This window comes from Pseudoxanthomonas sp. 68-E7 (genome assembly GCF_057773145.1).
Map to the genome: position 1 here is coordinate 65,685 of NZ_JBYMTI010000005.1, position 25,724 is coordinate 91,408.

Genomic DNA, 25,724 nt, shown 5'->3' on the forward strand with positions numbered 1-25,724 from the left:
GAATGCGACCCGTTTCAATCGCTGCTTTTCCACTTGGCGAGGACATCGACGCGCTGCGTGACGCCGTGCGCCGTTTCGCGGACGCCGAAATAGCCCCGCGCGCCGCGCAGATCGACCACGACAACGTTTTCCCGCAGGACCTGTGGCCCAAGCTGGGCGAAATGGGCCTGCTGGGCATGACCGTGGACGAGTCCTTCGGCGGCAGCGGCATGAGCTACCTGGCGCACCTGGTGGCGATGGAGGAAATCTCCCGTGCGTCCGGTTCGGTCGGTCTGAGCTACGGCGCGCATTCGAACCTGTGCGTGTCCAACCTGTTCCTCAACGGCAACGACGCCCAGCGCCGCAAGTACCTGCCGAGGCTGTGCAGCGGCGAATGGAAGGGCGCGCTGGCGATGAGCGAGCCGGGCGCCGGCTCGGACGTGGTCGGCTCGATGGGCTGCCGCGCCGAACTGCGGGACGGCGTGTGGGTGGCCAACGGCAACAAGATGTGGATCACCAACGGACCGGAAGCCGACGTGCTGCTGGTCTACATGCGCACCGCCGGCAAGGAAGCGGGCAGCAAATGCATGACCGCCTTCATCGTCGAGCGCGGCATGAAGGGGTTCTCCACCGCGCAGAAGCTGGACAAGCTGGGCATGCGCGGCAGCAACACCTGCGAACTGGTATTCGAGAACTGTGAGATCCCGGCGGAGAACGTGCTGGGCGAAGTGCACCAGGGCGTGCGCGTCCTGATGAGCGGGCTGAACACCGAGCGGCTGGTGCTGACCGGCGGCCCGATCGGCCTGATGCAGGCGGCGCTGGACATCACCCTGCCCTACGTGCGCGAACGCCGCCAGTTCGATTCGCCGATCGGCACCTTCGGCCTGATGCAGGGCAAGCTCGCCGACATGTACACCGCGCTGCAGTCCAGCCGCGCCTTCGCCTATCAGGTCGCCCGCGACTACGACGCCGGCCTGGGCTCGCGCGCGGCCGCGGCCGGCTGCCTCCTGCATGCCTCGGAAGCCGCGGTGCAGGTCACCCTGGAAGCCATCCAGGCCCTGGGCGGCAATGGCTACATCAACGAGTTCGACACCGGCCGGTTGCTGCGCGACGCCAAGCTGTACGCCATCGGCGCCGGTACCAACGAAATCCGCCGCATGCTGATCGGCCGCGAGTTGTTCGACGGCCGCGCCTGAGCTGAACAGGCACTTCGCCGCCGCCCGATCCGCCGGGCGGCTCTCCCCTGTCCGAACGGCCGATTGCTGCACCGCACCGCGAGCGGGATAATCCGGCCACCCCTACACGAGGTTCCGTTTCATGTCCGATATCGTCATCGCCGCCGCCAAGCGCACCGCCATCGGTTCCTTCATGGGCCAGTTCACCGGCGTGCCGACCCCGACCCTGGGCGCGGCGACCATCCGCGCGGCGCTGGAACAGGCCGGCGTTCCCGCCGCCGACGTCTCTGAAGTCATCATGGGCTGCGTCTTGCCCGCCAACCTGGGCCAGGCGCCGGCCCGCCAGGCCTCGCTGGCCGCCGGCCTGCCGACCGCGGTCGGCTGCACCACCATCAACAAGGTCTGCGGCTCGGGCATGAAGGCCATCATGCTGGGCCACGATCTGATCAAGGCCGGCTCCGCCGGCATCGTCGTCGCCGGCGGCATGGAGTCGATGACCAATGCCCCGCACATGATTCCGAACTCGCGCACCGGCAACCGCTTCGGCAACTTCCAGGCGGTCGACCACATGGCGTGGGACGGCCTGACCAATCCGTATGACGGCCAGGCCATGGGCGTGTTCGCCGAAGCCACCGCCGCCAAGTACGGCTTCACCCGCGAGGAGCAGGACGCCTACTCGACCGAGTCGGTCAAGCGCGCCCAGGCCGCCCAGCAGTCCGGCGCCTTCGACGCCGAAATCGTTCCGGTCAAGGTCGCCACCCGCAAGGGCGAGGTCGAGGTCAGCACCGACGAGCAGCCGGGCAAGTCCGACCTGGCCAAGATCCCGACCCTCAAGCCGGCATTCAAGAAGGACGGCACGGTCACCGCCGCCAGTTCGTCCAGCATTTCCGATGGCGCCGCCGCCACCGTCCTGCTGACGGCAGAGGAAGCGGCCAGGCGCGGGCTGCAGCCGCTGGCGAAGATCGTCGGCCATGCCACCTTCTCGCAGGAGCCGGAGTGGTTCACCACGTCCCCGGTGAGCGCCATCGACAAGCTGCTCAAGCAGGTCGGCTGGACGGTGGACCAGGTGGATCTGTTCGAGGTCAACGAAGCCTTCGCCGTGGTCGCCATGGCCCCGATCAAGGATCTCGGCATCCCGCACGCCAAGCTCAACGTCAATGGCGGTGCCTGCGCGCTCGGCCATCCCATCGGCGCCTCCGGCGCGCGCCTGGTGGTGACCTTGATCAACGCCCTGCGCCAGCGTGGCGGCAAGCGTGGCGTGGCTTCGCTGTGCATCGGCGGTGGCGAAGCGACCGCCATCGCGGTGGAGATCGTCTGAGTCCCGACGGGCGGTTCGAGCGGCCGTGGTCATCCCGCGGATACCCGGCCGCTTGCCATTTTGGCGGTCCGATGGTCGCTTTAACGAAGGTTTGACAAAAATAACCAGCGGACCGCTTGACAGGCGTAACTGGCTTGTCATCATGTTGCAGGCGCGCACTAGCGCGTTGCCTAACTAACGACGAGGAAATGCAACATGACCATGAACAAGGCTCTGATCGCGCTGGCCCTGGGTTTCGCCCTGGCTGCGTGCTCGAACCAGGAACAGGCTGCTGACGCCGCTGCCGACGCCAACGCCGCTGCGACCGAAGCCCAGGCTGCTGCCGACGCCGCCGCCCAGGCTGGCACCGCGACCGCCGACGCCGCCCAGCAGTCGGCTGACGCCGCTGCCACCGCTGCCGACGCTGCCGCCACCGCCGCGACCGACGCCGCTGCTGCTGGCACCGCCGCTGCTGGCGACGCTGCTGCCGACGCCGCTGGCCAGGCTGCCGACGCTGCCGGCCAGGCCGCTGACGCTGCCAAGGACGCTGCCGCTCCGGCCGAAGAAAAGAAGTAATCACTTCTTAGCTTCATAGCGTTAAAATTGAAAAAGCCGCCGGTTGACTGGCGGCTTTTTCTGTACCCGGGCCCGGGCACTGGCGCCGCTGTTCCCAGCGGGCAAGGACGCTCACCCGTTTTGCTCTCAACCAAACCTCACTGGGGATCCAAATGAAGACCAAGTTCTACATCCTGCTGGCCGCCGCCGTCCTGGCCCTGAGCGCCTGCAACAAGAGCGAAACCACCGACGCCGCCGCGACCGACGCCGCCGCCGCCGCCGACCAGGCCGCCACCGCTGCTGGCGACGCCGCCACCGCCGCTGGTGATGCCGCCGCCGCCGCTGGCGACGCTGCTGCTGCTGCCGCCACCGACGCTGCCGCCGCCACCGCCGACGCCGCTGCCCAGGCTGGCGACGCCGCTGCCGCTGCCACCACCGACGCTGCTGCCACCGCCGCTGGCGCCGTGGCCGACGCCGCCCAGGCGACCGCCGACAAGGCTGCCGAAGTGGCCGACAAGGCTGACGCCAAGGCTGAAGAAGCCAAGAAGTAATCGTCCGGCCAACGCCGAACACGACAAGGCCCGCGCAAGCGGGCCTTGTTTTTTGCGACACGGAAAGTTTGGCGGACCTGCGGCTTTGTGTTTACATGCCGCCTTTCCCGTTCCGGTCGCCGCATGTCCGCCATCACTTCGCAACTCGATCCGCGTTCGCAGGAATTCCTGGACAACGCCGACTACCATCGGGCGCTGGTCGCCGAACTCGATCGCCGGCTGGCGCGGGCCGCCGACGGTGGTGGCGACAAGGCGCGCCAGCGCCATACCGAGCGCGGCAAGCTGCTGCCGCGCGATCGCATCACCGCCCTGCTCGATCCCGGCTCGCCGTTCCTGGAAATCGCCCCGCTCGCCGCCGAGGAGATGTACGACGGCGCCGCGCCCGCCGCCGGCATGGTCTGCGGCATCGGCCGGGTGATGGGCCAGGAAGTGGTGATCGTCGCCAACGACGCCACTGTCAAGGGCGGCACCTATTTCCCGATGACGGTGAAGAAGCACCTGCGCGCGCAGGAGATCGCGCGCGAGAACCGCCTGCCCTGCATCTATCTGGTCGACTCCGGTGGCGCGTTCCTGCCGCTGCAGGACGAGGTGTTCCCGGACCGCGAGCATTTCGGCCGCATCTTCTACAACCAGGCGCGGCTGAGCGCGGACAACATCCCGCAGATTGCGGTGGTGATGGGCAGTTGCACCGCCGGTGGCGCCTACGTGCCGGCGATGAGCGATGAATCGATCATCGTCAAGGAACAGGGCACCATCTTCCTCGGCGGTCCGCCGCTGGTGAAGGCGGCGACCGGCGAAGTGGTCGATGCCGAGGCGCTGGGCGGCGCCGACGTGCATACCAGCGTGTCCGGCGTGGCCGATCATTTCGCCGAGGACGATCGCGACGCCCTGCAGATCGCCCGCCGCCTGGTCGGCAATCTCAACCGCCGCAAGGACGTCCCGGTCGCGGTACGCGAATCGCACCCGCCGCTGTACCCGGCCGACGAGTTGTACGGCATCGTCCCGAAGGACACCCGCCGCCCGTTCGATATCCGCGAGGTCATCGCGCGCGTCACCGACGGCAGCGAACTGGACGAGTTCAAGGCGCGCTACGGCAAGACCCTGGTGACCGGCTTCGCCCACCTGCACGGCTATCCGGTCGGCATCATCGCCAACAACGGCATCCTGTTTTCCGAGAGCGCGCTCAAGGGCGCGCACTTCATCGAACTGTGCAACCAGCGCGGCATCCCGCTGGTGTTCCTGCAGAACATCACCGGCTTCATGGTCGGCCGCAAGTACGAGAACGCCGGCATCGCCAAGGACGGCGCCAAGATGGTCACCGCGGTGGCCTGCTCGTCGGTGCCCAAGTTCACCGTGGTCATCGGCGGCAGTTTCGGTGCCGGCAACTACGCGATGTGCGGGCGCGCCTACGGCGCGCGCTTCCTGTGGATGTGGCCGAACGCGCGCATCAGCGTGATGGGCGGCGAGCAGGCCGCCAGCGTGCTGGCCACGGTCCGGCGCGACGGCATCGAGGCTGGCGGCGGCCAGTGGGCCGCGGAGGAAGAGGAAGCCTTCAAGTCACCGATCCGCGAGCAGTACGAAACCCAGGGCAGCCCCTGGTATGCCACCGCGCGCCTGTGGGATGACGGCATCATCGATCCGGCCGACACCCGCCGCGTGCTGGGACTGGGCCTGTCGGCGTCACTCAATGCTCCCATCGCGCCGGCGCGCTTCGGCGTGTTCCGGATGTAACCGATGACCGCCCCCGTCCTGCTGGTCACCGGCGGCGGCCGCGGCATCGGCGCCGCCACCGCCCACCTCGCCGCCGCGCGCGGCTACGCGGTCGCGATCAACTACCGGCGCGACGCGGCGGCCGCGCAGGCACTGGTCGAACGGATCCTCGCCGAGGGCGGGCGTGCCGCCGCGTTTGCCGCCGACATCGCCGACGAGGCGGATGTCGTCCGCCTGTTCGCCGACGTTGACCGGACGCTCGGCCCGCTGGTGGCGCTGGTCAACAACGCCGGCGTGCTGGAAACCCAGATGCGGGTCGAGGCGATGGACGCTGCGCGGATCCAGCGCATCCTGGCGACGAACGTCGTCGGTCCCCTGCTCTGCTGCCGCGAGGCGATCCGGCGCATGTCGACCCGCCAGGGCGGCCAGGGCGGCGCGATCGTCAATGTCTCCTCGGTGGCGGCGCGCACCGGCTCTCCCGGCGAATACGTCGACTACGCCGCGTCGAAAGGCGCGGTGGACACCCTCACCATCGGCCTGGCCCAGGAAGTCGCCGCCGATGGCATCCGGGTCAATGCGGTGCGTCCCGGTTTCATCCACACGGACATGCATGCCAGTGGCGGCGAGCCGGACCGGGTGGAACGGGTCAAGGCGTTCGTGCCGATGAAGCGCGGCGGACAACCCGGGGAAGTGGCCAACGCCATCCTGTGGCTGCTGTCGGCGGAAGCCGGCTACTGCAGCGGCGCGATTGTGGATGTCGCCGGCGGCCGCTGAGCCGCCCTCTTCAGCTGCGTGAGGAAGATCTCCACATCACCAACCCGCGCGTGAACCCGCACGGACGAACCGACCAATGGGCAAAGGCGGTCACAACCTTGGCGCCGGCGAGGCGCGATAGTCGGGCGTTCACATCGCCCGGAGTTGCCGTTTTATGTCCATCTGGAAAGACCAAGGCCCCGCCAAGAAGGATGCCGTTCCGCCGCCGCCGGAATCCTCGCCCGCGCCTGCGCGCGAAGTGACGGCGGCTGCGGATTTTTCCCCGACCGTCAGCAACCCGCCGGGCATGCGCGCCGCGCCGGCCCCGGAACGCGAAGCCAAGGAATCACTGATCGCCGCCGATCTGACCATCGAGGGCAAGATCGAAGGCGCCGGCCACATCCGCATCGCCGGCAAGTTCAAGGGCGACGTCAACGTGCAGGGCGATCTGACCATCGAGAACGGCGCCAAGTTGAATGGTGGCGTCCGCGCCAAGAAGGTCATCATCGCCGGCGAACTGGAAGGCAACATCGAATCCGCCTCGCGGGTGGAGCTGCTGGCCTCCGGCGTGCTGGTCGGCGACGTCAAGGCCGGCTCGCTGACGGTGGCCGCCGGTTCGCGCATGCGCGGCCAGGCCGACTTCGGCTGGGAAGAGGACAAGGGCGCCTCGCGCACCGCCAAGGCGGCCAACGGTACCGACGCCGGCTGACGCATGAGCAGCCCGCGCCCGGGGATGGCCGGAGCGACCCGCACCTGCCCGCACTGCAAGGCCACCATCCTGGAAAGCGCCGCGGTCTGCCCGGCGTGCCGCCACCATCTGCGCTTCGACGAAGCGTCGCTGGCCGCCGCGCGCACGGCGCAGACCGTGGTGCCGCTGAAGGTGGAAGGCAGCGTCCGCCATCCCGCCGACGGCGGCCCGTGGGAATACTCGGTGGTGATGAGCATCCGCAATGACCGCGGCGAGGAAGTCACCCGCCAGGTGGTCGGGGTCGGCGCGATGCAGCCCGGCGAGCAACGCACCTTCACCCTCAGCGTGGAGATGTTCCCGCGGCCGGGCGGCCGCGGGTCGCGCCGCTGAGTACGCTTGGCGTCGCCCCCGTCCCTGCCCTTACACTGATCGCCGATGCAGGGAAGGATCCAGGGGACTGAATGATTGTCGGCATTGATCTGGGGACCACGCATTCGCTGATCGGGGTGTACGGCGAACAGGGACCGCAGCTGATTCCGAACGCGCTGGCCAACTACCTGACCCCCTCGGCGGTCAGCGTGGACGACCAGGAGGCGGTGCTGGTTGGCGAAGCCGCGCGCGAGCGCCTGGTCACCCACCCGCAACGCAGCGTCGCCCACTTCAAGCGCTGGATGGGCACCGATCGGGTTACCCGGCTGGGCAAGCACGCCTTCCGGCCCGAGGAACTGTCCGCGCTGGTGCTGCGCGCGCTGATCGCCGATGCCGAGGCCCATCTCGGCCACAAGGTCACCGAGGCCGTCATCAGCGTGCCGGCCTACTTCGGCGACGCCCAGCGCAAGGCCACCCGCATCGCCGGAGAATTGGCCGGCATCAAGGTCGAACGACTGATCAACGAGCCCACCGCGGCGGCGCTGGCCTACGGCCTGCAGCAGCGCGAGGGCGGTGGCCGTTTCCTGGTGTTCGACCTGGGCGGCGGCACCTTCGACGTGTCGATCCTGGAAATGTTCGAGGGCGTGATGGAAGTGCATGCCAGCGCCGGCGACAACTTCCTCGGCGGCGAGGATTTCCTGCATGCCCTGCGCGACGCCTGCCTGCAGGATCTCGGCATCGCCCGCGGGACCCTGCAACCGGCCGAATCCGCGCAGTTGCTGCGCCGGCTGGAAACACTCAAGCGGGATCTCTCGCACGCATCCGGCGAACACGGCATCGAACTGGTGCTGGCAGGCCAGAACCGCCATTGGCAACTGGACGAGCCGCGCTTCGCCCGGCTCTGCGAACCGCTGGTGCAGCGGCTGCGCGCGCCGCTGGAACGGGCGATGCGCGACGCCCGGCTCACGCCCGCGCAACTGGACGATATCGTGCTGGTCGGCGGCGCCTCGCGCATGCCGCTGACCGCGCGGCTGGTGTCGCGCATGTTCGGCCGCCTGCCGCTGCGCCACATCAATCCCGATGAAGCCGTCGCCGTCGGCGCGGCCATCGCCGCGGGCATGAAGGCCCGCGACGAGAAGCTGGAGGAAGTGATCCTCACCGACGTCTGTCCGCACACCCTCGGCGTGGGCACCAGCCAGCAGGGTGCCAACGGCCAGGTCACCAGCGGCATCTTCTCGCCGATCATCCACCGCAACAGTACCGTGCCGGTCAGCCGGATCGAACGCTACCAGCCGCTGCAGGACTGGCAGCGACAGGTGGAGTTCGAGATTTTCCAGGGCGAAAGCCCGCGCGTGGAGCACAACGTGCGCCTGGGCAAGATCAGCGTCGGTGTCCCGGCCAAGGCCGCGCACGAGAACCCGGTCGACATCCGCTTCACCTACGACGTCAACGGCCTGCTGCAGGTCGAGGCCACGGTGGTCGCCACCGGCGAAACCCACGAAGTCATCCTGGAACAGAATCCGGGCATCCTCTCCCCCGCCGAAATCCGCGAACGATTGGCCGCGCTGACGGCGCTGAAGATCCACCCGCGCGATCAGCAGGAAAACCTGAGCCTGATCGCCCGCGCCGAGCGCCTGTACGAGGAACTGCTGTGGGCGCGCGGCGACCTGCAGGACGCGCTGGTGCGCTTCCGCGGTGCCCTGGACAGCCAGGATCCGGATCTGATCCGCGAACATCGCACGCATTTCGCCGCCATGCTCCAGCACATCGAATCGCAGGCTTGAGATGCCGTTCGATCTGCTTGGCGTTCCCGGCGATGCGGACGAACCCACCATCAAGCGCGCCTACGCGCGGCGCCTGAAACTCACCCGCCCGGACGATGACCCGGAAGGTTTCCAGCGCCTGCACGAGGCCTACCGGCAGGCCCTGCAGCACTGCCGGCAACGGGCGATGGCGGCGGCGTGGGACGACGGGGAGGATGACGCCGATGACGGGGAAAGCGTGGCCGTCGATGTCGGGGGTGCGCACATCCACCAGGCGGGCCATGGAACGGATCCGGTGGAAACCGGCGTCCCCGGGGCTGCCGATGCGGATACCGCCCACACCGTCCTGCTCGATGCGGAACAACTGGAGGCGCTGATCGCCGGGCGCATGCCCCATCTGCCGTCCGCGGCCGCGGCCGCCGCTTCCGCCGTTCCGGATGCGGAAAACCGGCGCTTCGATTTCGACGGCTTCTTCGTGGAAACGATGGAGCGCGCGCGCGACACGCCTCCCGCCGCGTTTTCCACCTGGCTCGCGGCGCGCGATGACCTCTACCACCTGGAACTGAAGCAGTCGGTCGGCGAGGCGCTGTTCCAGCGGCTGGGCTACGACGGCATCGCCATGCCACCGGCAAGCCTGTCCGTCCTGGAAACCTTCTTCGGCCAGCAGGACTATTGGCTGGCGCAGCGGATGGCGGTGCGATGGGCGATCGAACAGGAACAGACCTCGCGCTACGACGAGCCGCGTCCGCTGGCGGTTCGCCAGCTCAAACGCCCCTTCCGCTGGCCGCAGGCATTGGCCATCGCCTGCGTGCCGGGGTTGTCCACGCGCATCGCCCGGCTGTCGCAGCGCCTGGGCGATGACTACGGCGATCTGCCGGACGGCATCGATCCCGGGCAGGATCGGTTCTTCCGGCAGCTGGCCCGCAAGGACTATCTCGGCGTCTGGCGCTGGTTGCCCATCCTGGCGCGGTCGCTGGCCGCCGGTCTGCTCGGCTATCTGTTGCCCGTGGTGGTTTCCGCACAGCCGCAGGCGAATCCCAGCTGGGCACTGATCCTGGGCGGCGCCACTCTCGCCCTGCAAGTCGGCTGGCAGCTGATGCTCTGGCTGCACGCGATGACCCTGGGCGACACCCACGGCGATCGACAGACGCTGCGATCATTGATCCCGGTTGGCCTGGCCTTGACGGGGTTGTTGCTGGCCGCCGTCTTGCCACAGGCCTGGCCAGCCTATCTGCTGGCAGTGCCTGCCGCGCTGCTGCATTGGCGGCGGACGTTCGATGCCCTGCGTTTCCTGCTGGGCGGCATTGCAATGCAGGGCGTGCTGCCTGCTGGCCTGTCGAGCGCCCTCGACCCGGGCGTGCTCGGTTTCGCGATGGTGCCGATCGGCCTGGCGTTGTTCGATGGACTGTATGCACGCCGTCATGCGATTCCATTACCCGCCGCCGCCGGCAATCGCTGGACCACCGTGGCCTCGTATGCCTTCTTCCTCGGCTGGATCGTGATGCGGGTGTTCTGAGGCGAGCCGCTCAGACTTTCGACGACGGCCCGCAGCTGTTGCAGCCACCACAGCCGTCGCCGCCACCCGAGCCCCGGGGCTCGGGCGCAATCCAGCGGCCCAGCGCGCGCAGCCAGCCCGGGCGTCCCTCGCGCAGCAATGGCAACGCCAGTGCCACCCGCGCCTTGCGCAGCGCGCCCGGAAACTGTTTCTTGAGCACGACCCAGATGCTGACCAGCACCAGCAGGCCGATGATCGCGTACTGCAGGGCCAGCGAACCGTCCATCAGCCCGCTCCCAGCGCCTTGGCGACCTGGTAGGTCAGCAGCGACGCCAGGTAGGCCAGCGCGAACAGGTAGAACATCGCGTAGGACATCTGCTTCCAGGAGTTGGTCTCGCGCTTGATGGTCGCCAGGGTGGAGATGCACATCGGCGCGTAGATGTACCAGACCAGCAGCGACAATGCGGTGGCCAGCGACCAGCCGTCGCTGATCAGCGGCGACAGTGCCTGTGCGGCCGCGTCGTCATCGGCGGCCGACAGCGCGTAGACCGTGGCGAGTGACGCCACCGCCACCTCGCGCGCGGCCATGCCGGGAATCAGCGCGATGCAGATCTGCCAGTTGAAGCCCAGCGGCGCGAAGAACACCGCCATCGCATGGCCGATGCGGCCGGCGAAGCTGTAGTCGATCGCCGGTCCCACCGCGTCGGCCGGCGGCGCCGGGAAGTTCAGCAGCACCCACAACAGGATGGTCATCGCCAGGATGATGCCGCCGACCCGGCGCAGGAAGATCCAGGCGCGCTCCCACAACCCGATGGCGAGGTCGCGCGGATGCGGGATGCGATAGGACGGCAGTTCCAGCATGAGCGGATGTTCGCTCTTGTCGCGGCGCCATTTCTTCATCACCCAGGCCACCGCCAGCGCGCTGAGGATGCCCGCCGCATACAGGCCGAACAGGACCAGGCCCTGCTGGTTGAACATGCCGATCTGCTTCTGCGGAACGAACGCGCCAATCAGCAGCGCATACACCGGCAGGCGCGCCGAACAGGTCATCAGCGGCGCCACCAGAATGGTCGCCAGGCGATCACGCGGATCCTGGATCGAGCGGGTCGCCATGATGCCGGGGATGGCGCAGGCGAAGCTCGACAGCAGTGGGATGAAGGAACGGCCCGACAGGCCGGCCGAGGCCATCAGCCGATCCAGCAGGAACGCGGCGCGTGGCAGGTAACCGGATTCCTCCAGCGCCAGGATGAAGGCGAACAGGATCAGGATCTGCGGCAGGAACACGATGACCCCGCCGACACCGGCGATGATGCCGTCCACCAGCAGGCTGTTGAGCGGACCTTCGGGCAATGTGCCGCCTATCCATTCGCCCAATGCGCCGGTACCCGCCTCGATCAGGTCCATCAAGGGCGTGGCCCAGGCGTATACCGCCTGGAAGATCAGGAACATCACCACGATCAGCGCGACGAAGCCGAACACCGGGTGCAGCAGCCAGCGATCCAGCGCGTCGTCCACCCGCGCGGTGCGCTGCGGCATGTCCACCGCCAGTGACAGCAGCCGGCGGGTTTCCGCGTGCAGGTCCGCATCGCCACCCAGGCGGTGGCGTGGCGGATGCGGCGCTTCGGCCATGCGTTCGATCTGCTCGACCAGCGCGCGCGCGCCGTTGTGCCTGACTGCCACCGTCTCGACCACCGGCACGCCCAGTTCGCGCGACAGCGCATCCAGGTCGATGCGGATGCCGCGACGGCGCGCGGCATCCATCATGTTGACCGCCAGGATCATCGGCTTGTCGAGCTCGCGCACTTCCAGCGCGAAGCGCAGGTGCAGGCGCAGGTTGGTGGCGTCGACCACGCACACCAGCACGTCCGGCGGCGCCTCGCCGGGCAGGAAGCCGCGGCAGAAGTCACGGGTGACCGCCTCGTCCAGGCTGGCCGCGTGCAGGCTGTACGCGCCGGGCAGATCCAGCAGCGCGTAGCTGCGCCCGGATGCGGTGTGCAGCCGGCCTTCCTTGCGCTCGACGGTCACGCCGGCGTAGTTGGCGACCTTCTGCCGGCTGCCGGTCAGCTGGTTGAACAGCGCGGTCTTGCCGCAGTTCGGATTGCCGACCAGCGCCAGGCGCAGGGGCTGCGCGCTCATGCGACCGCTCCCGCCGGGCGGACCCGGATCCGCGCGGCCTCGCTGCGACGCAGGGCGAAACGGGTGAAGCCGACCTGCACCAGCAGTGGTTCGGCGCCCAGCGGCCCCTTGGCGACGATCTGCACCTCCTCGCCGTCGACAAACCCCAGCTCGCGCAGGCGGCGGGCGATGTTGTCGTTGGGATGGCTGTCGTCGACGGATTCGACGATCGCCAAAGTCCGGGGGGCCAATTCGGTCAGCATCACGCGGCAACTCTCAAATGCGAACTATTCTCATTGTAGCATCGCCGCAGCGCACGAAGGCCAAACCGGACGCAGCGGCTATCATTTGGGGCTTTCGGGGAGGAGCAGACATGACGGAACCGCACGCGCAGGCGCTCGCCCGCCATCTGGAAAACGGCGTGCTGCGGCTGCGGCTGAACCGTCCGGAACTGCACAACGCGTTCGACGCCGACCTGATCGCGCAGCTGACCCGCGAGTTGGAAGAAGCTGGAGCCGACTCCAGGGTCCGGGTGGTGGTGCTGGAAGGCGCCGGCGCCTCGTTCTCGGCCGGCGCGGATCTGAACTGGATGCGCGGCATGGCCGCCGCCAGCGAGGCGGAAAACCGCGACGATGCGCTGGCGCTGGCCCGGCTGATGCGCGTCCTGGACGAACTGCCGCGCCCCACCCTCGCCCGCGTGCACGGCGCGGCCTTCGGCGGCGGCGTGGGCCTGGTGGCGTGCTGCGACATCGCCATTGGCGTACCGGAAGCGAAGTTCGGCCTGACCGAGAGCAAGCTGGGCCTGCTGCCGGCGGTGATCTCGCCCTACGTCATCGCCGCCATCGGGCCGCGCCAGGCGCGGCGCTGGTTCGCCACCGCCGAGATTTTCGATGCCGCCACCGCGCGGGACATCGGCCTGCTGCACCAGGTGGTCGAAGCCGATGCGCTTGACGCCGCCGTGCAGCGCCAGATCGATCTGCTGCTCAAGGCCGGCCCGCATGCCGCCGCCGCCGCCAAGCAACTGGTCGCGCGGGTGGCGGCCGGGAGTGACCGCGATGCGCTGGATGCCGGCAACGCGGACCTGATCGCGCGACTGCGGGTATCGGCCGAAGGCCAGGAAGGCCTGTCCGCCTTCCTCGAAAAGCGCGCCCCGGCCTGGGTTCCGGCAGGCTGATCGCGCGGACATGGTCGGCGCAGTGGATGCGTCGGCATTCCATTACATCGAAGGGTATCGACATGATTGACCATGCTGGTTTTGCCGTCGCCGATTATCCGCGCAGTCGCGCCTTCTATACGCAGGTACTCGCGCCGCTGGGCTACGCGGTGGTCATGGAAGTAACCGAGCGGGAGACCGGACCGGGCGGCTACCAGGGCTGCGGATTCGGTCCGCCGCGCCATCCGGCGTTCTGGGTGGGTACCGGCGCTCATCCGGGCACGGGCACCCATGTCGCCTTCGTGGCCCCCGATCGCGCCGCCGTCGACGCGTTCCATGCCGCCGCGCTGGCCGCGGGCGCGACCGACAACGGCGCGCCAGGATTGCGCCCGCACTACCATCCCGACTACTACGCGACGTTCGTGATCGACCCCGACGGCAACAACGTCGAAGCGGTCTGCCACGCGCCGGCCTGACCCACACGCCCCGCGCCTCCCATCCGCGCCGACACGGAACTCCCGACCGCATGTTCGACAAGATCCTCATCGCCAACCGCGGCGAAATCGCCTGCCGCGTGATCCGCACCTGCCGCCGCCTCGGCATCCGCACCGTCGCCGTCTATTCAGAGGCCGACGCCGACGCCCAGCACGTACGCCAGGCCGACGAAGCCTGGCCGATCGGCGGGCCGCGTCCGGCCGACAGCTACCTGCGCGGCGACGCCATCCTGGAAGTCGCGCGCCGCAGCGGCGCGCAGGCCATCCATCCCGGTTACGGTTTCCTGTCGGAGAACGCCGATTTCGCCGATGCGGTGGAAGCGGCCGGGCTGGTGTTCATCGGCCCCGGCGCGGCGTCGATGCGCAAGATGGGCAGCAAGGCCGGCGCCAAGGAACTGATGGCCGCGGCCGGCGTGCCGGTGGTGCCGGGCTACACGGGCGAGGATCAATCGCCCAATACGCTGTCGCGCGAAGCCGCACGCATCGGTTTCCCGCTGATGATCAAGGCCGCGCACGGCGGCGGCGGCAAGGGCATGCGCATCGTCCATCGCCTGGACGACTTCATCGCCCAGCTGGAAAGCTGCCAGCGCGAGGCCGCCAACGCCTTCGGCCGTGATCGCGTGCTGCTGGAGCGCTACGTCTCCACGCCGCGCCATATCGAGATCCAGGTGTTCGCCGATCGCCATGGCCACACGTTGCACCTCAACGAGCGCGAGTGCTCGGCGCAGCGGCGTTACCAGAAGGTGCTGGAGGAAGCCCCCTCCCCGTTCCTGAGCCCGGCGCAGCGCGCGGCGATGGGCCAGGCGGCCATCCAGGCCGCGCAGGCGATCGATTACGTCAACGCCGGCACGGTCGAATTCATCGTCGCCCCGGATGGCGAATTCTTCTTCATGGAGATCAACACCCGCCTGCAGGTCGAGCACCCGGTCACCGAAATGACCACCGGCCTGGATCTGGTCGAATGGCAATTGCGGGTGGCGGCCGGCGAACCCTTGCCGCTGGCGCAGGAGGCGATCGCGCAGCGTGGCCATGCCATCGAGGTGCGCCTGTATGCCGAGGACCCGGAAGCCGGTTTCCTGCCCGGTTCGGGGCGGCTGGAGCGCCTGCGCCTGCCCGCCGGCGACGCGCACGTGCGCCTGGACTCGGGCGTGATCGAAGGCGACACGGTGACCATCTTCTACGATCCGATGATCGCCAAGCTGATCGTCCACGACCGCGATCGTCCCGCCGCGCTGGCACGCCTGCGCGACGCCCTCGAACAGTGCGACGTGACCGGGCCCAAATCGAACATCGCGTTCCTGGAACGGTTGGCCCGGCACCCGGCGGTGCTGGAAGGCCGCATCGACACCGGCTACCTGGATCGGCACCTGGACGAGTTCATCGCCAGCGGTGCGCCCGCGCCGGCCACCCTGCTGGCCGCGGCCGCCGCCACCCTGCTGGCCCAGGAGGCGCAGGCCAGCGCCGATGCGCGGGCTTCCCGCGATCCGGGCTCGCCCTGGGCCATCGCCGATGGCTGGCGGCTGGGCCATGCCGGGCATCGCCCGTTGAGCTTCATCCATCGCGACCAGACCTTCGCGCTGAAGGCGCAGGGCGCCGGCGGGCGTTACCGGGTCGAATGGGACGGGCGGAACCATCTGATCGAGGGCGCGCGCCTGACCGGCGACCTGCTTGGTTTGCGTATTGATAACGAGGCACGACGTTTCCGCGTCCTGCGGGAAGGCGAGCGCATCACCGTCCATGACGGCCAGCAGCGGGTCGTGCTGGAACAGGTGCCCGCCTATCGCAGGGCCGCGACCGCCGATGCCGGGGGAGACCACCGCGTGCGCGCGCCGATGCCCGGCCGCGTGGTGGTGGTCCGCGCCAAGGCCGGCGACAGGGTGAGCACGGGCCAGGAGCTGCTGGTGATGGAAGCGATGAAGATGGAGCTGGCGCTGAAAGCCCCGCGCGATGGCGTGGTCGGCGAACTGCGCGCCAGCGCCGGTGACTTCGTCGAGGCCGACGCCGTCCTGGTGACGCTGGAATGAGTCGCCGCCGGTCGTCCCTGCCGCTGCTGCTGGCGCTGCTGCTGCCGGTCCTGCCCGGCTGCGTGATGTTCGAGCGCGCGCCGGCCGAGCTGGCCTGCGATCCGGCGCTGGTCGGCCGCTGGCTGCCGCTGCCCGGTGCGGACACCGAGAAGATGCCGCTGGGCGCCGGCGACTACGCCGAAATCGACGCGCAATGCCAGGTGTCGCTGGTCGAGCATGGGAACGCGCCGCGTTCGCGGTTCCGCGCGCTGGGCTTCGAACTCGACGGGCAGCGCTACCTGGCCCTCGACCAGGACGACATGCGCGATCTGTTCAACGACGGCAAGCGCGCGGAGAGCAAGAGCAAGCTGCCGGCGACCAGCGTGCTCCTGCTCAAGTACCGCATCGCCGACGAGGTGCTGGAAGTCGCGCTGCCCAAGGCCAGCCGCGCACTCGAACTCGTCCAGCAGGGAGATCGCGGCGTGCGCGAAGCCGACACCATGGTCTACCTGGTGGAAGGCGACGCCGGGACGCTGCGCAGGCGGCTGTCCGAGGATCCCGGACTGTTCGACCCGTTCGATCCGGCCTCCCGCAATCCGCGCCTGCGCCGCGCCGGCACGGAGGCGACGCCATGACCGATTTCGTCCGCATCGTCGAGGTCGGTCCGCGCGACGGCCTGCAGAACGAGAAGTCGGTGATCGCCACCGCCGACAAGATCGCGCTGATCGATCGCCTGTCCCGCACCGGCCTGCGCACCATCGAGGCCACCAGCTTCGTCAGCCCGCGCTGGGTGCCGCAGCTGGCGGACGCCGCCGAGGTATTCACCGGCATCCACCGCGAACCCGGCGTCGCCTATCCGGTGCTGGTGCCCAACGAGACCGGCTATGACCGCGCCCGCGCGGTGGGCGTGGAGGAAATCGCGGTGTTCACCGCCGCCTCCGAGGCGTTCAACCGCAAGAACATCAATGCCGGCATCGACGAGTCCATCGAACGCTTCCGCCCGGTGCTGGCGCGCGCCGCCGCCGACGGCGTGCGCGTGCGCGGCTACGTCTCCACGGTGCTCGGCTGCCCCTACCAGGGCGACGTGCCGGTGGCGGACGTGGTCAAGGTCGCCAGCCGCCTGTACGAACTGGGTTGCTACGAGATCTCCTTGGGCGACACCATCGGCGTGGGCACGCCGCTGAAGGCCCGCGCGATGCTGCAGGCGGTGGCCAGCGTGGTCCCGCTGTCGTCGCTGGCGGTGCATTTCCACGATACCTACGGCCAGGCGCTGGCCAACATCCTGGCTTGCCTGGAAGAAGGCGTGCGGGTGGTCGACGCGGCGGTGTCCGGCACCGGTGGCTGCCCCTACGCCAAGGGCGCCAGCGGCAACGTGGCCAGCGAGGATGTGGTCTACATGCTGCACGGCATGGGCATCGCCACCGGCATCGACCTGGAACGCCTGAGCGAGACCGGACGCTGGCTGGCGGCCCTGCTCGGCCGCGAAACCGGCAGCAAGGCCGGCAAGGCGATGGCGGCGACATGAGCACCGCCGGCGCACCGGATCCGGGCGATTCCGCCAGAGCGGCGGTCGTCCCCGGCGCGTCGGATACCGACGACTCACTCCAGTCCCTGCAACGGGCCGCCTCCGATCCGGCCCTGCCGGCGGAAACCCGCGATCTGCTGGCGCGCGCGCGCGAGGCGTTGCTGGCGGCGCAGGCCCGGGCGGAAGCCGAGCGCCAGCGTTACCGCAACCTGTTCGATGCCGTGCCCGATCCGGTCAGCATCATCGCCGAGGACGGCACCGTGATGGATCTCAACCGCGCCGGCATGCAGGCCTACCGCCGGCCCCGCGAGGAGATCGTCGGCAAGAACATCAACGTCCTCAACCCCGACCTGCCACGCGATCACCTGGTGCCGGTGTGGGAAACGCTCAACCGTGGTGACACCTACGTCATCGAGGTCACCAACATGCGCGGCGACGGCAGCCGTTTCCCGGTCGAGGTGCATTCGGCCAACATCGCCTTCGATGGACGCAAGTGCATCGTCGCGGTGGCGCGCGACATCAGCACGCGCCGGGAAGCGGAAATGCGCTATCGCGAACTGATGGAAACCATCGACAAGGGCATCGTGGTGCAGGGCCACGACCTGGACATCCATTACTGCAACGGCGCGGCCATGCGGATCTTCGGCATCCGCGAGGACCAGCGCGCCGGCGACGAAATGCGGATGGAGCACTGGCGCGTGGTCGGCGCGGACGGACGCGAACTGCGCCGCGACGAGTTTCCCGCCCAGCGCGCGCTGGATTCCGGGCACGTGGTGGAGAGCGCGCTGCTGGGCATGTACCACCGCCAGCGCCGGCAGATGATCTGGCTGACGGTCACCTCGGTGCCGCAGTTCCTGCCCGGCGGCAACCGTCCCGCCCAGGTCACCTCGCTCTTCAGCGACGTGACCGAGCTCAAGCGCGACAGCGCGTTGTTCGATCGCGCCCAGTCGCTGGCCCACATCGGTGGCTGGGAGTGGGACATCGCCCGCGACCGGATGTACCTGACCGAGGAAGCCATCCGCATCCTCGGCGCCGCCCTGCCGCCGGATACGCTGGACGCGCTGCTGGGCTGCCTGCGCGATCCGGATCGGCGACGCCTGCGCTGCGCGGTGGAACGCGTGTCCACCGGCGGCAGCGGCTTCGATCTGGAATTGCAGGGCAGGCGCCAGGACGGCCAGCCGTTCTGGATCCGGGTGATCGGCGACGCCGAGCCCGGCGATCCCGGCAACTCGCGCATCACCGGCACCCTGCAGGACATCTCCACCGACAAGCAGGCCGAGGAAACCCTGCGCATCCAGGCCCGCACCGATCCGCTGACCGGGCTGATGAACCGCGACGCCGTGCTGACCGAGATCGCCGAGCGCCTGGCCGATCCGGCGCACCCGCAGGCCGTGGTGCTGTACATCGATCTGGATCGCTTCAAGATGATCAACGACGTGCTCGGCCACAACGCCGGCGACGAACTGCTGGTGCAGGCAGCCAATCGCATCCGCGACGCGGTCGGCGAGGACGGCATGATCGCGCGTTTCGGCGGCGATGAATTCCTGGTGGTATGCGATGCCAGCGACGAACCGGCGCGCCCGGAACGCCTGGCCGACGCGATCCTGGGCGCCTTCGCCGAGGCCTTCCGCTTCGACCAGGACGAATTCTCGATCACCGCCAGCATCGGCATCGCCCGCGCGCCCGACGACGGCCAGCGCCCGCAGCAGCTGATCCAGAACGCCGACATCGCGATGTACGACAGCAAGCATCGCGCCCGCAACGGCTGGCAGGTGTTCTCGCCCGAATTGGCGCAGCGCCAGCAGGACCGTCTGCAGATCGAGACCCAGCTGCGGCGCGCCGTGGACAACCAGGAATTCCGGCTGGTCTACCAGCCGCAGGTGGATCTGCGCCAGGGCCGGATCGTCGCCGCCGAGGCGCTGATCCGCTGGCAGAACCACCAGTTGGGGGAGCTGCGCCCGGATCTGTTCATCAGCCACGCCGAGACCACCGGCGACATCGTCAACATCGGCAGCTGGGTGCTGCGCGAAGCCTGCCGGCAGGTCGCCGAATGGCGCGACCAGGGCCTGGGCATCGTGCGTGTCGCGGTCAACGTCTCCTACCGCCAGTTCGTCGGCGAGGACCTGGCCGAGAAGGTCCGCCGGCTGCTGGAGGACTACCAGTTGCCGGGCTCTGCGCTGGAACTGGAATTCACCGAGCGCGTGCTGATCGAGGATGCGCCATCCACCCTGCGCACCTTCGCCGGGCTGAAGGCGCTGGGCGTGGTCCTGACCATCGACGATTTCGGCGAGGGCTACAGCGCGCTCAACTACCTGCGCCGCCTGCCCATCCACGGCCTCAAGCTCAGCCAGCTGTTCACCGAGGGCGTGCCGCAGAACCGTTCCGACGTGGCGGTGTGCCAGGCGGTCTCGGCGATTGCCCGCAGCCTCGGCCTGGGCCTGGTCGCCGAGGGCGTGGAGTCCGAGGCGCAGCGCCAGTTCCTGCTGCAACTGGGCGTGCCGGTGGGCCAGGGTTTCCTGTTCGCCCCGGGCCTGTCGCCGGACGAATTCGCCCGCCGCCTGGATCTGCCGCTGGATCGCGCCTCCAACGGCTGAGCGCCCCGCTGCCGGCCGCGCCGGTCATTCGCGTAAAATGCGGGTCTTTCCGTCCCAGGTTTCCCGCATGCAACTGTCCGCTACCCGCGCCGTCATCACCGGCGGCGTTTCCGGCCTTGGTTTCGCCGTGGCCCAGCATCTGGTCGCCCAGGGCGGCAAGGTCGCACTGTTCGACGTCAACGACGACAAGGGCGCGGCGGCGGTCGCCTCGCTGGGTGAAGCCAACGCCCGCTACTTCCGCACCGACGTGACCGACGAAGCCGGCGTGGCCGCCAACCTGGCCGCCGCCCGCGAGTTCCTCGGTGGCCTGAACGCGGCGATCAACTGCGCCGGCATCCTCGGCGCCGGACGCGTGCTGGGCAAGGAAGCGCCGATGCCGCTGTCGACCTTCCAGACCACGGTGATGGTCAACCTGGTCGGCAGCTTCAACGTCGCCAAGGCCGCCGCCAACCTGATGCAGCACAACGAGGCCGGCACCGACGGCGAGCGCGGCGTGATCGTCAACACCGCCAGCGTGGCCGCCTACGAAGGGCAGATCGGCCAGGCCGCCTACTCCGCCTCCAAGGGGGGCGTGGTCGGCATGACCCTGCCGATGGCGCGCGAACTGTCGCGCTTCGGCATCCGGGTGATGACCATCGCGCCGGGCATCTTCTGGACCCCGATGGTCGATGGCATGCCCGAGGCCGTGCAGCAGTCGCTGAGTGCCTCGATTCCGTTCCCCTCGCGCCTGGGCAAGCCGGACGAATTCGCCGACCTGGTCGCCTACATCCTCGGCAACACCTACCTCAACGGCGAAACCATCCGCCTGGACGGCGCCGTCCGGCTGGCACCGAAGTAATAACGGCCGGGAATGGAGAATCGGGAATCGGGAATCGTCCCGGCACCGCTTCCTCCGTCCTGGCTCCCATTCCCGATTCTCCATTCCCGATTCCCGTCACCACCATGAAAGCTTTCGACATCAAGAAAGGAAACGTCGTTGAACACAACGGCGGCGTGTACCAGATCCGCGACATCGACCGCAGCTCGCCGCAGGGCCGCGGCGGCAACGTGCGCTTCCGCTTCACCATGTACAGCGTGCCGGGCGGCAACAAGCTGGATGCCAGCTTCGATGCCGACGACAACCTGACCGAAGTCGAGCTGCTGCGCCGCCAGGCGACCTTCTCGTACAAGGACGGCGACGCCTTCGTGTTCCTCGATGACGAGGACTACACGCCGTACACGCTGGACGCGGATGTGCTGGGTGACGATGCCGGCTACATCACCGACGGCCTGGCCGGCTGCTACGTGCAGGTCATCGACGAGTTGCCGGTCGCCCTGCAGTTGCCGCAGCACGTGGCCCTGGAAGTGGTGGAAACACCGCCGGAACTGAAGGGCGGCACCGCCACCAAGCGTCCGAAGCCGGCCAAGCTGAGTACCGGCATCGAGATCATGGTGCCCGAGTACATCACCACCGGCGAACGCATCCTGGTCAACACCACCACCGGCGAGTTCGGCGGCCGCGCCGACTGACCCGGCCATGCCGTGAGGGGGGCGGGTCCGTCGGGCCCGTCCTTTTTGTTTTCCGTCCACTTGTCACTTCGCGCTTCACGGCGCGCGATGCGGCCGCCCGGCTGGCGGCATGCCGGACGGTCAATCCAGCCGCAGGCCGCCGGCCTGGCGATGCAGTTCGCGCAGATGCGTGCCCAGCCAGGCGATGTTGGCATCGGCCGCGTCCAGATCCCGGGCCTGTGCCGGATCGAGCAGTGCGCGGACCTGATGCTCCAGCCGCTGTTCCAGCTTCCTCAGTTGTTCGCGCCGGCGCTCGCTGCCGGCTTCGAGCGCGGCACGTTCATCCACCTGCGGCAGGCCATAGCCCGCATCCGCCAGCAGGTCGGCGGGCCGGCTCATCCAGGCGGTTTCCTCGAGCAGCGTCCGCAGGGTGCCGGCGGCGTCCCGCAGTTCCCCTGGCTGTCCGCCTTGCTGCAGATAGCGCCGCTTGAAGGCATCGCGTACGCGCAGTTGCTGCTGGCGCCGCGCCGCCTGTTCCAGCACCAGCAGGGCCGCGGCCGATTTCAGATCGCTCCGATCCAGCCACGGCCGGCGCTGCTGCGGCGAGGCCTCCAGCCAGTCCTCGACCCGCCGCTGCGGCAGCCTGGCCTGCCGGCGGGCCACCTCGAACAGGGTCTGGAAACGCTCGCGCATCGAATCGAAACGATACCCCTCGCGCAACGCGCGGGCGGGATCGGCCAGCACGCCGCCATCGGCGAGACCGGCCCGCTGCAGGCGATGCGACAGGCCGTTCGGGGTGATGCCGCCGAGATCCATGCTTCCGATCCGCGGCACGCCGTCGCGCAACAGCTTGTAGGTCTCCACCGCGCAGTTGTTGCCGAGGAAGAAATAACGGCCGTCGTAACTCCAGTGCAACTGCGCCGCCCGTTCCACCAGCGCCGCGATTTCATCGCGCTCCAGCCGCAGCGGCAGCGATTGCAGGCCACGCAGTTCGACCTTGGTGTACTCGTCGATCACCTGGTCCAGCGGCAGCACGAACAACCGCGAGGGGTAGCGGCCGGTCAGCCCGCGCCAGCTGGAAATCTGCACGTCGCCGACGAAGGCGCGGAACGACAGCACCCGGTGGTGCTCCAGATCCAGCCGGCAATCCGGTCCGCGCGGCCGGCCGGGCGCGCAGATCACCAGCCGCAGCATGCTGTGGCCCCAGCGGCTCATCATGGCGTCGTTGCCTTCGGCCAGCAGGTAGTCGACCTGGTAGATGCGCTCGGGGTCCAGCATTCCCAGCCGTCCACCGGTGGCCATCGCGGCATCCGCGTCGACGCCGACGTCCCCGGCATCCACGTACGCGAAGTCACCCGGACAACCCGCGCCCGCGCCCGCTGGCGCGCCCCAGCGCCGTTCGAAGTAGCGATACAACGCCGGCCGCCGGCAGGCGTAATCCGCATCCAGCAGGTAGTGTTCCAGATTGACCGCGACATACTCGCGCGGGTCGTCGAGCTCATAGCGGTCCGGACTGCGTTCGCGGAAGCGGTTCTCGCGCGTGCGCCCCATCAGCCGGGTCAGCCCGGGCGTGGCCCGGACCTGCCAGCCGGCCAGATCCAGCAGGCGCGGGTCCCGCGACATCGGCCCGGCGGGATCAGCGCGGTCAAGGAAATGGGCCAGTTCGTGCAGCAGCGCGGCCAGGGCAGCCGCCTCGGCGCCTGCACGCGCCTGGCCCTGCGCCAGCAGGCCCGGAAGCAGGTGGCGGTTGAGCAGGAGGACGCCATCGCGGCGCGCGCGTCCATGCACCGTTTCGTCGAGCGCCGTGCTCCAGCGCACCGGGATGTCGTGCGCCAGTTGTTCGCGCATCGCCGGGGTAAGCCGTGCCCCGGCGGCGCGGAAAAGCGCGTCGGTGGCGGCCATTTCGGCCGCCGCGAGGCCATCGGTCTGCAGGTGCAGGCGCGGGGATGCCTGCGCCGCGCCGAACGCGCCCGCGAGCAGCACCAGCGCGGCCATCGCCCGGAATCCCGCGCCGGCGCGGCGCGGGTCCCGGCAGGCGGGGTTCACAGCGCGAGGATGGCCTGCGCCAGGGCCATGTCGGTGGCCTCCCGCGCATTCTCATCATGCTCGCGCAGGTGGCGAAGCGCGGCATCCAGGCGCGCGCCGCGGATGCGGCCTTCGCTGGCGACGAAGCTGGCGGCGTCGTCACGCGCCTGCATCACCACCTTGTCGTCGCCGGAGGAGCTACCGGAAGACGCCGAGGAGCCGGCCGAGGAGGCACCGGCGGAGCTGCCGGCGAAGCTGCCGGCGAAAGCCGGAATCGAAAGGACCAGCAGCGCGCTGGCAACAAGCAATCGGGACATGGACATTCCGTCTCTCTGGAGGGACCTGGATGGCGGGATGCCGCGGTTCGCGCGGCGCGCCAAGACTAACCGCAATCGGGGCCGGCGGGATGAAGACACACCGCGCGCGTAAGCCGCCGGTCAGGCGTCCAGCAGCTTGCCCGGATTCATCAGCCCGTTCGGATCCAGCACCCGCTTGATGCCGCGCATCACCGCGATCTCCGCCGCCGAACGGGTACTGTCCAGATAGGGCTTCTTGACCAGGCCGATGCCGTGTTCGGCGGAAATGCTGCCGCCATGCCGTTGCAGCGAGGCCGCCAGCAGCTTGGTGACGTGTTCGCACTGGCGGACGAATTCCGCGTCGTCCAGCCCGTCCGGCTTGAGCACGTTGATGTGCAGGTTGCCGTCGCCGATATGGCCGAACCAGACCACCTCGAAGTCGGGATAGGCCTGGCCCAGCAGCGCCTGGGTCTCGGACAGGAACGCCGGCATCGCCGAGATCCGCACCGACACGTCGTTCTTGTAGGGCTTGTAGCGCGCCAGCGCCTCGGTGATGCCCTCGCGCAGGCGCCACAGCTGGGCGGCCTGGGCATCGCTCTGGCTGATCACGCCGTCGCTGACCCAGCCCTGCTCCAGGCAGGCCTCGAATGCGGCCATCGCCGCCGCTTCCCGCGCTTCGTCGCCGATGGCGAACTCGGTGACCACGTAGTACGGATGGACCTCCGCGAACGGTGCCTGCGCCCCATGCGCCAGCACGTGCCCGAGCGCCCGATCCGTGAAGAACTCGAACGCTTCCAGTTGCAGGCGCGCGCGGAACTCGGCGAACACCTGCATCAGCACCTCGAACGAGGGCAGCGCCAGCAGCATCACGTTGGTCGGCGGCGGCGGATCGGTCAGCCGCAGGGTGGCCTCGACCACGATGCCCAGGGTGCCTTCCGAACCGATCACCAACTGGCGCAGGTCGTAGCCGCTGGAGTTCTTGATCAGTCCGCGATTCAGATCCAGCAGTTCACCGCTGCCGGTGACCAGCTTCAGCCCGGCGATCCACTCGCGGGTATTGCCGTAGCGGATCACCCGGATGCCGCCGGCATTGGTGGCGATGTTGCCGCCGAGCGAACAGGAACCGCGCGCGGCGAAATCGACCGGATAGACCAGCCCGTGTTCGCGCGCCGCGTTGTGCACCGCCTCCAGGGCGATGCCCGGCTGCACGGTGAGGGTGCGATCCACCGCGTCGAAGGCCAGCACCCGGTTCATGCGTTCCAGGCTGAGCACCAGTTCGCCGTTGGCCGCCACCGCCCCGCCCGACAGGCCGGTGCGGCCACCGGACGGCACCACCGCCACGCCGTGCTGGTTGGCCCAGCGCACGATCGCCTGCACTTCCTCCGTCGTGGACGGCAAGGCGATGGCCAGTGGCGCCGGGGTCCAGCGACGGGTCCAGTCGCGGCCGTAATGTTCCAGCTCGGCGGCTTCGGTGGTCAGGCGCAACTCCGGCACGGCCTGTTGCAGCGCCTGCAAACGCGGATCGGTCATCGTTCGGGTGGGATGGGCGGCGGAGGGGGAGCGCCAGCGTGCCAGCGATGCTGCGGCGCGTCCAGACGGTGCCCTGGTTGCACCCGAAACCATTTGTGGACCAGCCTTGCCGGGCATGTGGCGATGCAGCAAACACGGGCTGCTTCTGGCATAGTGGAAAGCCTTC

At 69.0% G+C, this 25,724-nt stretch carries 24 protein-coding genes; 18 read left to right on the plus strand and 6 right to left on the minus strand.

What is annotated here, in order from left to right; translation table 11 throughout:
• Window positions 1–2: 2 nt before the first annotated feature.
• The 10 genes from AC3DE2_RS13140 to AC3DE2_RS13185 all read left to right on the plus strand — a co-directional run bounded on the left by AC3DE2_RS13140 (window position 3) and on the right by AC3DE2_RS13185 (window position 10,356).
• A complete protein-coding gene (locus tag AC3DE2_RS13140; protein ID WP_488426582.1) occupies window positions 3–1,175 on the plus strand; it encodes an acyl-CoA dehydrogenase family protein in 1,173 nt (390 codons plus the stop codon).
• A gap of 121 nt (window positions 1,176–1,296) precedes the next feature.
• Complete coding sequence (locus tag AC3DE2_RS13145; RefSeq protein ID WP_295382439.1) at window positions 1,297–2,472, plus strand: thiolase family protein; 1,176 nt, start codon at window positions 1,297–1,299, stop codon at window positions 2,470–2,472.
• A gap of 195 nt (window positions 2,473–2,667) precedes the next feature.
• A complete protein-coding gene (locus AC3DE2_RS13150) occupies window positions 2,668–3,027 on the plus strand; it encodes a hypothetical protein (RefSeq protein WP_141452497.1) in 360 nt (119 codons plus the stop codon).
• A gap of 152 nt (window positions 3,028–3,179) precedes the next feature.
• Window positions 3,180–3,557, plus strand: coding sequence for a hypothetical protein (locus tag AC3DE2_RS13155; RefSeq protein ID WP_183637134.1), 378 nt, complete (start codon window positions 3,180–3,182; stop codon window positions 3,555–3,557).
• A 123-nt stretch (window positions 3,558–3,680) separates the two neighbouring features.
• On the plus strand, window positions 3,681–5,288 hold the full coding sequence (locus AC3DE2_RS13160) for a carboxyl transferase domain-containing protein (protein WP_488426583.1): 1,608 nt from the start codon (window positions 3,681–3,683) through the stop codon (window positions 5,286–5,288).
• Window positions 5,289–5,291: 3 nt separating this feature from the next.
• A complete protein-coding gene (locus tag AC3DE2_RS13165) occupies window positions 5,292–6,041 on the plus strand; it encodes an SDR family oxidoreductase (RefSeq protein ID WP_488426584.1) in 750 nt (249 codons plus the stop codon).
• Between the two features lie 154 nt (window positions 6,042–6,195).
• Complete coding sequence (locus AC3DE2_RS13170) at window positions 6,196–6,729, plus strand: polymer-forming cytoskeletal protein (protein WP_295382442.1); 534 nt, start codon at window positions 6,196–6,198, stop codon at window positions 6,727–6,729.
• 3 nt (window positions 6,730–6,732) lie between these two features.
• Window positions 6,733–7,098: a hypothetical protein gene (locus AC3DE2_RS13175; RefSeq protein WP_488426586.1), complete on the plus strand. Its 366-nt coding sequence runs from the start codon at window positions 6,733–6,735 to the stop codon at window positions 7,096–7,098.
• A 71-nt stretch (window positions 7,099–7,169) separates the two neighbouring features.
• Window positions 7,170–8,861, plus strand: coding sequence for a molecular chaperone HscC (locus AC3DE2_RS13180; RefSeq protein WP_295382444.1), 1,692 nt, complete (start codon window positions 7,170–7,172; stop codon window positions 8,859–8,861).
• Between the two features lies 1 nt (window position 8,862).
• Entirely contained in the window at window positions 8,863–10,356 is a 1,494-nt protein-coding gene (locus AC3DE2_RS13185; RefSeq protein WP_488426588.1) for a J domain-containing protein, read from the plus strand.
• 10 nt (window positions 10,357–10,366) lie between these two features.
• On the opposite strand, the gene AC3DE2_RS13190 is transcribed toward AC3DE2_RS13185, so the two are convergent.
• The 3 genes from AC3DE2_RS13190 to AC3DE2_RS13200 are packed head-to-tail and all read right to left on the minus strand — an operon-like array spanning window position 10,367 to window position 12,713.
• Window positions 10,367–10,621: a DUF6587 family protein gene (locus AC3DE2_RS13190; protein WP_295382446.1), complete on the minus strand. Its 255-nt coding sequence runs from the start codon at window positions 10,619–10,621 to the stop codon at window positions 10,367–10,369.
• The gene (gene feoB / locus AC3DE2_RS13195; protein WP_295382447.1) at window positions 10,621–12,471 is read right to left on the minus strand and encodes a ferrous iron transport protein B; all 1,851 of its coding nucleotides are present in this window, start codon (window positions 12,469–12,471) and stop codon (window positions 10,621–10,623) included. The genes AC3DE2_RS13190 and feoB overlap by 1 nt, the downstream gene beginning before the upstream one ends.
• Window positions 12,468–12,713, minus strand: coding sequence for a FeoA family protein (locus AC3DE2_RS13200; protein WP_295382448.1), 246 nt, complete (start codon window positions 12,711–12,713; stop codon window positions 12,468–12,470). Before AC3DE2_RS13200 ends, feoB begins: the two co-directional genes overlap by 4 nt.
• Window positions 12,714–12,823: 110 nt before the next feature.
• On the opposite strand from AC3DE2_RS13200, the gene AC3DE2_RS13205 reads away from it, so the two are divergent.
• The 8 genes from AC3DE2_RS13205 (at window position 12,824) to yeiP (ending at window position 21,728) form a co-directional block, all read left to right on the plus strand.
• Window positions 12,824–13,624 carry an enoyl-CoA hydratase-related protein gene (locus AC3DE2_RS13205; RefSeq protein WP_488426589.1) on the plus strand — a complete coding sequence of 267 codons (801 nt, stop codon included), beginning with the start codon at window positions 12,824–12,826 and terminating at the stop codon, window positions 13,622–13,624.
• Between the two features lie 62 nt (window positions 13,625–13,686).
• A complete protein-coding gene (locus tag AC3DE2_RS13210) occupies window positions 13,687–14,079 on the plus strand; it encodes a VOC family protein (protein ID WP_488426591.1) in 393 nt (130 codons plus the stop codon).
• A 50-nt stretch (window positions 14,080–14,129) separates the two neighbouring features.
• Window positions 14,130–16,121, plus strand: coding sequence for an acetyl/propionyl/methylcrotonyl-CoA carboxylase subunit alpha (locus AC3DE2_RS13215; RefSeq protein WP_488426592.1), 1,992 nt, complete (start codon window positions 14,130–14,132; stop codon window positions 16,119–16,121).
• A complete protein-coding gene (locus tag AC3DE2_RS13220; protein WP_488426593.1) occupies window positions 16,118–16,735 on the plus strand; it encodes a hypothetical protein in 618 nt (205 codons plus the stop codon). The genes AC3DE2_RS13215 and AC3DE2_RS13220 overlap by 4 nt, the downstream gene beginning before the upstream one ends.
• Entirely contained in the window at window positions 16,732–17,625 is an 894-nt protein-coding gene (locus AC3DE2_RS13225; RefSeq protein ID WP_295382453.1) for a hydroxymethylglutaryl-CoA lyase, read from the plus strand. The genes AC3DE2_RS13220 and AC3DE2_RS13225 overlap by 4 nt, the downstream gene beginning before the upstream one ends.
• A complete protein-coding gene (locus tag AC3DE2_RS13230; protein ID WP_488426594.1) occupies window positions 17,622–20,219 on the plus strand; it encodes a sensor domain-containing protein in 2,598 nt (865 codons plus the stop codon). The genes AC3DE2_RS13225 and AC3DE2_RS13230 overlap by 4 nt, the downstream gene beginning before the upstream one ends.
• A gap of 67 nt (window positions 20,220–20,286) precedes the next feature.
• Entirely contained in the window at window positions 20,287–21,057 is a 771-nt protein-coding gene (locus AC3DE2_RS13235) for an SDR family NAD(P)-dependent oxidoreductase (protein WP_488426595.1), read from the plus strand.
• 104 nt (window positions 21,058–21,161) lie between these two features.
• The gene (yeiP, locus tag AC3DE2_RS13240; RefSeq protein ID WP_295375950.1) at window positions 21,162–21,728 is read left to right on the plus strand and encodes an elongation factor P-like protein YeiP; all 567 of its coding nucleotides are present in this window, start codon (window positions 21,162–21,164) and stop codon (window positions 21,726–21,728) included.
• Between the two features lie 120 nt (window positions 21,729–21,848).
• Here yeiP and AC3DE2_RS13245 read toward each other — a convergent pair whose 3' ends face one another.
• The 3 genes from AC3DE2_RS13245 to AC3DE2_RS13255 form a co-directional block, all read right to left on the minus strand.
• Window positions 21,849–23,702 carry a DUF7844 domain-containing protein gene (locus AC3DE2_RS13245; protein ID WP_488426596.1) on the minus strand — a complete coding sequence of 618 codons (1,854 nt, stop codon included), beginning with the start codon at window positions 23,700–23,702 and terminating at the stop codon, window positions 21,849–21,851.
• Between the two features lie 47 nt (window positions 23,703–23,749).
• Window positions 23,750–24,049: a DUF2388 domain-containing protein gene (locus AC3DE2_RS13250; protein ID WP_488426597.1), complete on the minus strand. Its 300-nt coding sequence runs from the start codon at window positions 24,047–24,049 to the stop codon at window positions 23,750–23,752.
• A gap of 120 nt (window positions 24,050–24,169) precedes the next feature.
• Window positions 24,170–25,558, minus strand: coding sequence for an FAD-binding oxidoreductase (locus AC3DE2_RS13255; RefSeq protein WP_488426598.1), 1,389 nt, complete (start codon window positions 25,556–25,558; stop codon window positions 24,170–24,172).
• Window positions 25,559–25,724 lie beyond the last annotated feature (166 nt).

Bases quoted from the DNA above. Each gene is read 5' to 3' on its own strand.
- AC3DE2_RS13205 (WP_488426589.1), top strand. From the start codon at position 12,824: ATGACGGAACCGCACGCGCAGGCGCTCGCCCGCCATCTGGAAAACGGC.
- AC3DE2_RS13230 (WP_488426594.1), top strand. From the start codon at position 17,622: ATGAGCACCGCCGGCGCACCGGATCCGGGCGATTCCGCCAGAGCGGCG.
- AC3DE2_RS13255 (WP_488426598.1), bottom strand. From the start codon at position 25,558: ATGACCGATCCGCGTTTGCAGGCGCTGCAACAGGCCGTGCCGGAGTTG.
- AC3DE2_RS13145 (WP_295382439.1), top strand. From the start codon at position 1,297: ATGTCCGATATCGTCATCGCCGCCGCCAAGCGCACCGCCATCGGTTCC.
- yeiP (WP_295375950.1), top strand. From the start codon at position 21,162: ATGAAAGCTTTCGACATCAAGAAAGGAAACGTCGTTGAACACAACGGC.
- AC3DE2_RS13245 (WP_488426596.1), bottom strand. From the start codon at position 23,702: ATGGCCGCGCTGGTGCTGCTCGCGGGCGCGTTCGGCGCGGCGCAGGCA.
- AC3DE2_RS13200 (WP_295382448.1), bottom strand. From the start codon at position 12,713: ATGCTGACCGAATTGGCCCCCCGGACTTTGGCGATCGTCGAATCCGTC.
- AC3DE2_RS13175 (WP_488426586.1), top strand. From the start codon at position 6,733: ATGAGCAGCCCGCGCCCGGGGATGGCCGGAGCGACCCGCACCTGCCCG.
- AC3DE2_RS13235 (WP_488426595.1), top strand. From the start codon at position 20,287: ATGCAACTGTCCGCTACCCGCGCCGTCATCACCGGCGGCGTTTCCGGC.
- AC3DE2_RS13150 (WP_141452497.1), top strand. From the start codon at position 2,668: ATGACCATGAACAAGGCTCTGATCGCGCTGGCCCTGGGTTTCGCCCTG.
- AC3DE2_RS13155 (WP_183637134.1), top strand. From the start codon at position 3,180: ATGAAGACCAAGTTCTACATCCTGCTGGCCGCCGCCGTCCTGGCCCTG.
- AC3DE2_RS13140 (WP_488426582.1), top strand. From the start codon at position 3: ATGCGACCCGTTTCAATCGCTGCTTTTCCACTTGGCGAGGACATCGAC.
- AC3DE2_RS13160 (WP_488426583.1), top strand. From the start codon at position 3,681: ATGTCCGCCATCACTTCGCAACTCGATCCGCGTTCGCAGGAATTCCTG.
- AC3DE2_RS13170 (WP_295382442.1), top strand. From the start codon at position 6,196: ATGTCCATCTGGAAAGACCAAGGCCCCGCCAAGAAGGATGCCGTTCCG.
- AC3DE2_RS13165 (WP_488426584.1), top strand. From the start codon at position 5,292: ATGACCGCCCCCGTCCTGCTGGTCACCGGCGGCGGCCGCGGCATCGGC.
- AC3DE2_RS13210 (WP_488426591.1), top strand. From the start codon at position 13,687: ATGATTGACCATGCTGGTTTTGCCGTCGCCGATTATCCGCGCAGTCGC.
- feoB (WP_295382447.1), bottom strand. From the start codon at position 12,471: ATGAGCGCGCAGCCCCTGCGCCTGGCGCTGGTCGGCAATCCGAACTGC.
- AC3DE2_RS13215 (WP_488426592.1), top strand. From the start codon at position 14,130: ATGTTCGACAAGATCCTCATCGCCAACCGCGGCGAAATCGCCTGCCGC.
- AC3DE2_RS13190 (WP_295382446.1), bottom strand. From the start codon at position 10,621: ATGGACGGTTCGCTGGCCCTGCAGTACGCGATCATCGGCCTGCTGGTG.
- AC3DE2_RS13220 (WP_488426593.1), top strand. From the start codon at position 16,118: ATGAGTCGCCGCCGGTCGTCCCTGCCGCTGCTGCTGGCGCTGCTGCTG.
- AC3DE2_RS13225 (WP_295382453.1), top strand. From the start codon at position 16,732: ATGACCGATTTCGTCCGCATCGTCGAGGTCGGTCCGCGCGACGGCCTG.
- AC3DE2_RS13250 (WP_488426597.1), bottom strand. From the start codon at position 24,049: ATGTCCCGATTGCTTGTTGCCAGCGCGCTGCTGGTCCTTTCGATTCCG.
- AC3DE2_RS13180 (WP_295382444.1), top strand. From the start codon at position 7,170: ATGATTGTCGGCATTGATCTGGGGACCACGCATTCGCTGATCGGGGTG.
- AC3DE2_RS13185 (WP_488426588.1), top strand. From the start codon at position 8,863: ATGCCGTTCGATCTGCTTGGCGTTCCCGGCGATGCGGACGAACCCACC.